Raw genomic sequence first — 279 nt, 5'->3', positions numbered from 1 at the left:
CAGCCGGGCGAAGCAAATAAGCGCGTGGTGAAGTTAAGCGATGGCAGCATTCTCAACCGCTACTGGGATGATTCCTCCACGCCGCGTCCGGAGTCATGGCTGGCAGATGTCACCACAGCAAAAAACAATCCGAACCGCCCGGCGACAGAGATCTACCGCGATCTTCGCGCCGCTGCGGCTTCCGGCTGGGACTTTAGCTCCCGCTGGATGGATGATCCTGAGCAGCTTGGCACGATTCGCACCACCAGCATTGTGCCGGTCGACCTCAATGCCCTGATG

General features: G+C 59.5%; 1 protein-coding gene. It reads left to right on the top strand.

What is annotated here, in order from left to right:
* Window positions 1–279, top strand: a 279-nt coding sequence (locus ACEN88_RS35345) for a trehalase family glycosidase (RefSeq protein ID WP_413347069.1), incomplete at both ends; no start/stop codon positions are given.

The sequence above is a fragment of the Massilia sp. CT11-108 genome (genome assembly GCF_047302915.1).
Lineage (GTDB): Bacteria > Pseudomonadota > Gammaproteobacteria > Burkholderiales > Burkholderiaceae_D > Telluria > Telluria orientalis.
The sequence above is the reverse complement of the archived record's forward strand: the minus strand, read 5'-3'. Positions and strand labels throughout refer to the sequence as shown.